General features: G+C 51.3%; 1 tRNA gene. It reads right to left on the reverse strand.

The features are described 5' to 3' along the window. Window positions 1–97: 97 nt before the first annotated feature. A tRNA-Ala gene (locus tag OGW44_RS00045) sits at window positions 98–173 on the reverse strand. Between the last annotated feature and the right edge of the window lie 184 nt (window positions 174–357).

Below are 357 nucleotides of genomic sequence, written 5' to 3' on the forward strand. Positions count from 1 at the left end.
CAATTTTCAGCTTGATCCAGATTTTTAAAGAGCAAAACTTCGCAGTGAACCTTTTCAGGTACACTCTGAAGTTTTCTTGTGTTTTTGCAGTAATGGATGGTGGAGCTATGCGGGATCGAACCGCAGACCTCCTGCGTGCAAGGCAGGCGCTCTCCCAGCTGAGCTATAACCCCATCGTAAATGCTAATCTCTGTACCCTAATTCGTTTCCGGGCAAGGCGCGGTGGTGCGAAGCATACTGAAGTATGCGAGCATCGCCGTAACACAGCACGGAGGCGAATTTGGTAGGCCTGAGTGGACTTGAACCACCGACCTCACCCTTATCAGGGGTGCGCTCTAACCACCTGAGCTACAAGCC

Source organism: Citrobacter sp. Cb023, from assembly GCF_030336805.1.
GTDB classification, from domain to species: Bacteria; Pseudomonadota; Gammaproteobacteria; order Enterobacterales; family Enterobacteriaceae; genus Citrobacter; species Citrobacter braakii.